Consider the following 6,334-nt stretch of genomic DNA (forward strand, 5'->3'; position numbering starts at 1 on the left):
TATTGTTATTTGGTGAAATCATCCTAAAAAGGCGTTATACATCCAAACCTCTTTTTCTTGATCTTGAACATATCCTGCCAAAATATCAGCCGTACCCTGATCGCAGGCTTCTTCGGCGACTAGTGCTACTTGACGCTGCTCTTTGATGAGAGTTTGTAGACCTTTGATGGTGCCTTGAACACATGCTCTGCCATCAAACACATCTTTATCTTCTGTGATGCCAGAATGTTTGATAAAATCGCTATAAGCGTGCAGTGGCGTGCCACCTAAAGTGAGGATTCGTTCAGCGATTTCGTCAATTTGTAACTGTAATTTGGTGTATAGCTCTTCAAATTTTGGGTGTAATGTAAAGAAATGCTCGCCTTTGACATTCCAGTGATAGCCGCGTACATTGAGATAAAATAAGTGATAACCAGACAGCAAAGTATTGAGTGCTGTGATGACTGAAGCGAGTTCTGTCTTTGTAAGACCAATTTGGTTGGTGGTGTCTGTCATGATGAGGTCCTTTTTGAAGAGTTTTATTTCACACAGACAATTAAGTGCCCATGCCTTAGATGATGGGTAGTATGCGTCATTTTTGATAATAGGTCAATTATATTATATCTAATAAAACATTTTATTTTTTTAAATATAAAATGTTTTTGATGAACAAAAAAAGCAGTAAAGCGATTGCTCTGCTGCTTTTATGCTAAATATGATGGCTAGGCTTTATTTTTGGGTGTTGGTTAAAGACTCTAGACCTTTTGATTTGACTTCGCTTAGATGTTTGATGATGGTTTTGATGGGCAATCCATTGTCTTGTAGGCGTTTTGGAATGATTTGACTGCCTTTTTGACCTTTCATATCAAACATCACAAATATATAGCCATCTGTTTCGTCCCAGCTACTGACCGCAGTCCATGGAATGACGGCTGATTGTAGTGGTGTTGAACGCATCTGCATGCCACGCATCTGTGGATTATCAAAGAGATTTGTCTGGGTGGGCATGCTCATCACGATGCCATGTGCTTGCACGCCAAGCTGTATCTTTGCCATTTCGTCAGGCATTTTGACGGCATTGGCTTGCTTTTCATATTCACGACGCACATACCATTTCAATCCAGCTGTGCGAACCACTAAATACAATGCTGTAAGTATGAGCATGACCCAAAAGATGATGGTGGAGTAGCCTGTTACGAAAATCAGACCTGCAATTGCTGCCAGCACGACAAGAGCGATGATGAACCATTCTTTGGTGCGGATGGAGCTTAATGTGAAGTTGTTGGTGCTTTTTTCAAATAAAGCCAGCTGTGCATTTTGAAATTCATCCTTGGTCATGTTGAGTGCGACAGGTTTTAGAGTGTATGGATAAAGGGCCTTGCTCACGATGGATTCCTGTGATGAAAAGTTACTAAAAGAATGACTATATTACTGTTTTTATGCAAAAAAATAAACCAAAAAGCCATAAAAAATCATGAAAGTCTTACTTTTTTCTCACTTTCACTGAAAAATTGTCAAACTGACATGCAATTTCATGTCTTTTTTGCTATGATAATGGCATTTTTATTTTTTTAAACATAAAGGTAAGATATGTTAGACCCAAAATTATTGCGTGGTGACTTGACAGAGCTTAAAAGAATCTTGGCAACTCGTGGCTATGAACTTGATATTGACTTTTGGCAAGGCATGGAAAATCAGCGTAAAGCCTTACAAGTTGAGACTGAAAATCTACAAGCACAAAAAAACGCTGGTGCTAAAAAAATTGGCGAAATGAAGCGTGCGGGCGAAAACGCAGATGATTTATTGGGTCAAATGGAGCAAGTGAGCGAGCTTATGAAAGCTGCTGAGGTTAAATTGCGTGATCTGATGACTCAGATTGAGACCGAAAGCCTAAAAATTCCAAACTTGCCACATGAGACCGTACCTGTGGGTGAAAGTGAGGCGGATAATGTTGAGATTCGTCGCTGGGGTGTGCCACGCACCTTTGAGTTTGAGATTAAAGACCATACCGATCTTGGCGAGACTTTGGGGCAGCTTGATTTTGAATTGGCTGCCAAAATCACAGGTTCTAGATTCAGTGTTTTGCGTGGTCAACTGGCCAGATTGAATCGCGCGCTTGTGCAATTCATGCTAGATACTCATATTGAGCGTGGTTACACTGAGATGTATGTGCCTTATATGGTTAATGGTGATAGTTTGCAAGGCACGGGGCAACTGCCTAAATTTGAAGAGGATTTATTTAAGCTGCGTGGCGATAAAGAGTATTATCTGATTCCCACATCAGAGGTGCCATTAACCAATAGTGTACGAGACAGCATCATTAATCCAAAAGACTTGCCGATCAAGCTGACGGCACACACTCCATGCTTTCGTAGTGAGGCGGGCAGTGCAGGGCGTGATACTCGTGGATTGATTCGTCAGCATCAGTTTGAAAAAGTAGAAATGGTGCAAATCGTGCGTGCCGACACATCAATGCAGGCGTTAGAAGACATGACCTCGCAAGCGGAGGGTATTTTACAGGCGTTAGAGTTGCCTTATCGTGTACTCACGCTTTGTACAAAAGACATGGGCTTTAGTGCAATCAAAACTTATGATATTGAGGTTTGGTTACCATCACAAAACACTTATCGTGAGATTTCTAGTTGCTCAAACTGTGCAGATTTTCAGGCTCGCCGAATGTCTGCTCGTCTTAAAGACGGTAAAAAAACTGAGCTTGTTCACACGCTAAACGGTTCTGGTCTTGCGGTCGGTCGAACCTTGCTTGCATTGCTTGAAAACCATCAGAATGCAGATGGTACGGTCAATATCCCAAAAGCATTACAGTCTTATATGGGCGGGCTTGAAGTGATTGGTTAAGACCGTTGCTACCGTTCATGGAGAGTGCAAAATAACCACCATTTTAAATCAGTATTTGATAAAACGCCAAGAGTTCTTATTTGACTAGCGGCGATTATGACTGTGGTTTATTTTCTGTCATCTCATCGCCCACCCTGAATTTGGGTGGGTGTGTTTTTTATGGTCATGCTTTAGTCTGAATGGTGTTTGGTGTGATGTCTGGGGTATGTTTGCCACAATAGTAGAACTCAATTAAGGTCGTTAGACTAAATGTTTATTCATCAGATCACTACGCTATCTACAATAGTAGAAATTAAATAAGGTCGTTAGACTCGCTACTTTGTAGCTACCCCTTCAAGATCTACAATAGTAGAAATTAATTAAGGTCGTTAGACAATCTAAAAAAGAACGATGTCAGACTATATCTACAATAGTAGAAATTAATTAAGGTCGTTAGACATTGCTAATAATTCAATCATCATTAATTCATCTACAATAGTAGAAATTAAATAAGGTCGTTAGACACAATGTTATTGACTTCGACAGTCGCTATCTACAATAGTAGAAATTAAATAAGGTCGTTAGACATACGGCATGAAGGGTTTTTGAGAGTTATCTACAATAGTAGAAATTAAATAAGGTCGTTAGACATCTGTTCACAGAAGAATCCATCTCTACATCTACAATAGTAGAAATTAAATAAGGTCGTTAGACGGCAGATGATGGCATCGAATTGCCAAAAATCTACAATAGTAGAAATTAAATAAGGTCGTTAGACATTGTCGTTGACGCCCGTCGCTTGCGTATCTACAATAGTAGAAATTAAATAAGGTCGTTAGACGACGCCATCACTAGTGCAGATGATGTAATCTACAATAGTAGAAATTAAATAAGGTCGTTAGACCTAACGCAAGGTGGTAAACCAGTATTAGGATCTACAATAGTAGAAATTAAATAAGGTCGTTAGACTCTTTTTAGGCTTAGCAGTGGTTCTTTTATCTACAATAGTAGAAATTAAATAAGGTCGTTAGACATTGATGAAGAGGAGAGTAAAATGAGTTTATCTACAATAGTAGAAATTAAATAAGGTCGTTAGACGCCAACTATGATGATGTCGCTGTTGAAGATCTACAATAGTAGAAATTAAATAAGGTCGTTAGACATTTATTGACAACTAAAAAAACAAATAATATCTACAATAGTAGAAATTAAATAAGGTCGTTAGACCTATAAATCGCCTATCCTTGCTTATAGTAATCTACAATAGTAGAAATTAAATAAGGTCGTTAGACAATTGAATAAAGCAAGCAAAATATAAGATCTACAATAGTAGAAATTAAATAAGGTCGTTAGACTTTGTCTGTTATGGGCGTGGCAAAGAATCTACAATAGTAGAAATTAAATAAGGTCGTTAGACCCGTTTTGGGGTAAATTGGCTAAAAACAGCCAATTTTTGATTAAAATTTAAACAAATTTTACTCATTTTTACCCCAAAACCATAAAATTACCGTAGGAAGACGAAGGTTTGCAAGTTTTTTAAAACTTTATAGTACCAACAAATCTTGCGTACGATGGACAGCATTGCCAAAACGCAACACTTCTCGCTCTGTAAACCTGAATATCATAACACTATCTGCTCCACAAAACAAGGGCTCAAATTCGCCTTTTATTTTTTGCATCACAATATTTAGAACACGCTCGCTATTTTGGATTTCATATACCGAGTACTGCAAGCGGTCGCCGTATTCCATCAAAAACTTTGCAAATTTGGTTCGCACCTTATTATTGCTGATATCATAACTGACAATAATCATTAAATCTCCTTATCGCCAAATAAATCAAAAACTGGAAAATCATCACCCTGTCGTTCATCGTTTATTTTCATAAACAAGCGATAATAAGTGCGAATATAAATAAATATCGGTGTTTTGTACTCAATAATCGCAGACATTAAAATTTTGTGATACTCTCGACTATATTCTGTTTTTAATTGGTATTGCATTTTGTTTTGACTAAAATGCTCACATTTAAATTGCCCCAAATTAAAAGATACCAAAACTTGCTTATCAATAATACAGCGAAAAGGCTCTACAAAATCACATACCAATGATTTTCTTTTAAACCATAATTGGTGTAATACGCCTTGATAAACATCAAAACCAAACAATCTTAGATTACATTCAATATAATTAAACAGTAGCGTATATCCCATATCCAATACCACATTGATAGGGTCTAGTTTCAATCGTGGCTTTCTGCCCTGCCATTCAAAATGCTTTAATTGAGAAAAATGGATTTTAAAAAATAATTTTGCACAATTTCCCTCAATGCCCATCAAAATATCCAGCCTATCTGACAGTAAAGATTGTTTTTGATAATTAAGTAAATCATCAATAGCTAACTTTATCATATCGTCTTTTTGGCGAATATTTTTTAATAGTGAAATATGCCCATTTATTTTGCTAAATACGATACGGTTCGCAATATTTTGTTTTATGTTGTCATTGATTAAATATTGCTTTTGTCTTAGCAAAAAATTAGCCTCAGCACCATTGCTGACAAACAACATCGGTCGTAGGCGTTCATTGAGCAATATAAGGGCGATATTATTTTTTTGACAAAAATCAATCATCACACTGGTAAGCGTTAAATGCCCAATACTGATAATTGCCAACACTTTATTTTTGGACAACCGTGTCAAAACCTCACCATTGTCATCTTTAATAACAATATTGCCTTGTGAGATACTCAGTGTTTTTAGTTCACTACTACTTAATAATACCACTTGACGATAACATAAATCTGCTTGATTTAACATAGTATTTCTACTCAGTGAATAATGGTGTTTGGTCGCATAAAGCAGAATAAATACAGTATTGGCATTTATTCAAATTGATATTTTTAATACCAAAATTAGGATTGTAATTGCGAATTTTATTTAAATAGCATTCAAACCAAGAAATAATCTCATCATTTGGTACTTCAAGCTTATAATTTTTATTATCGTCCATAGAATGAAAGCCCAGATATTCAACCTCAAATCCCATTTCTATCAAACAAAAATATTGTGCATAAAGTTGTAATTTATAACCGTCATAAATGGTCTTGATTTTCTTTTTGCGTTCAACAAGTTTTTTATCTTCAATAAAATATTGGTCTATTCTACCAATCAAACCATAATATTCACAATGAACAAATATCCCTGTTAGCACATTCTTTTTGGTGCTATAACTGCCTTTATCCACCGTTTCGTGAGCTTGTTTGCCAGCGACTTGTGGCGTATCGTGATAATGCTCTTCGTCCAAATTTTGATACACATTATGCAAATAAATAGAATAAGGACAAAACACAAAGTCATTTAATTGACTGATATTTAAAACATTATGTTCCATAGTCATTAAGTTATCCATAACCTTAATTTTTTATCCTCCGTTGCCGTAAAACCACCGACTTCAGGCGGTGGATATAAGGCAACTCCGCAATCATGCTTACGCATGGACGTTGTTTAGTGTGGTGTATT

At 36.6% G+C, this 6,334-nt stretch carries 6 protein-coding genes and 1 CRISPR repeat array; of the genes, 1 reads left to right on the plus strand and 5 read right to left on the minus strand.

Features of this window, described 5'->3' with window-relative positions:
- Positions 1–18: 18 nt before the first annotated feature.
- The gene (locus tag M2R47_RS03515; RefSeq protein WP_249099024.1) at positions 19–495 is read right to left on the minus strand and encodes a Dps family protein; all 477 of its coding nucleotides are present in this window, start codon (positions 493–495) and stop codon (positions 19–21) included.
- A 213-nt stretch (positions 496–708) separates the two neighbouring features.
- Positions 709–1,365, minus strand: a complete 657-nt coding sequence (locus M2R47_RS03520; RefSeq protein WP_249099026.1) for a YcxB family protein — start codon at positions 1,363–1,365, stop codon at positions 709–711.
- Positions 1,366–1,569: 204 nt separating this feature from the next.
- Between M2R47_RS03520 and serS the strand changes: the two genes are divergently transcribed.
- Positions 1,570–2,835: a serine--tRNA ligase gene (gene serS, locus M2R47_RS03525; protein ID WP_249099029.1), complete on the plus strand. Its 1,266-nt coding sequence runs from the start codon at positions 1,570–1,572 to the stop codon at positions 2,833–2,835.
- A gap of 210 nt (positions 2,836–3,045) precedes the next feature.
- Positions 3,046–4,231: direct repeats of the CRISPR family, unit length 36 nt; unit sequence ATCTACAATAGTAGAAATTAAATAAGGTCGTTAGAC.
- Positions 4,232–4,358: 127 nt separating this feature from the next.
- Here serS and cas2 read toward each other — a convergent pair.
- Genes cas2 through cas4 form a run of 3 tightly spaced genes read right to left on the minus strand, consistent with a single transcriptional unit; the run spans position 4,359 to position 6,212 of the window.
- Complete coding sequence (gene cas2, locus M2R47_RS03530) at positions 4,359–4,628, minus strand: CRISPR-associated endonuclease Cas2 (protein ID WP_249099032.1); 270 nt, start codon at positions 4,626–4,628, stop codon at positions 4,359–4,361.
- The gene (cas1, locus tag M2R47_RS03535; RefSeq protein WP_249099035.1) at positions 4,628–5,632 is read right to left on the minus strand and encodes a type V CRISPR-associated endonuclease Cas1; all 1,005 of its coding nucleotides are present in this window, start codon (positions 5,630–5,632) and stop codon (positions 4,628–4,630) included. Before cas1 ends, cas2 begins: the two co-directional genes overlap by 1 nt.
- A gap of 7 nt (positions 5,633–5,639) precedes the next feature.
- Positions 5,640–6,212 carry a type V CRISPR-associated protein Cas4 gene (cas4, locus tag M2R47_RS03540; protein ID WP_249099038.1) on the minus strand — a complete coding sequence of 191 codons (573 nt, stop codon included), beginning with the start codon at positions 6,210–6,212 and terminating at the stop codon, positions 5,640–5,642.
- Positions 6,213–6,334 lie beyond the last annotated feature (122 nt).

Origin of the sequence: Moraxella oculi, assembly GCF_023336735.1 — a bacterium.
GTDB classification, from domain to species: domain Bacteria; phylum Pseudomonadota; class Gammaproteobacteria; order Pseudomonadales; family Moraxellaceae; genus Moraxella; species Moraxella oculi.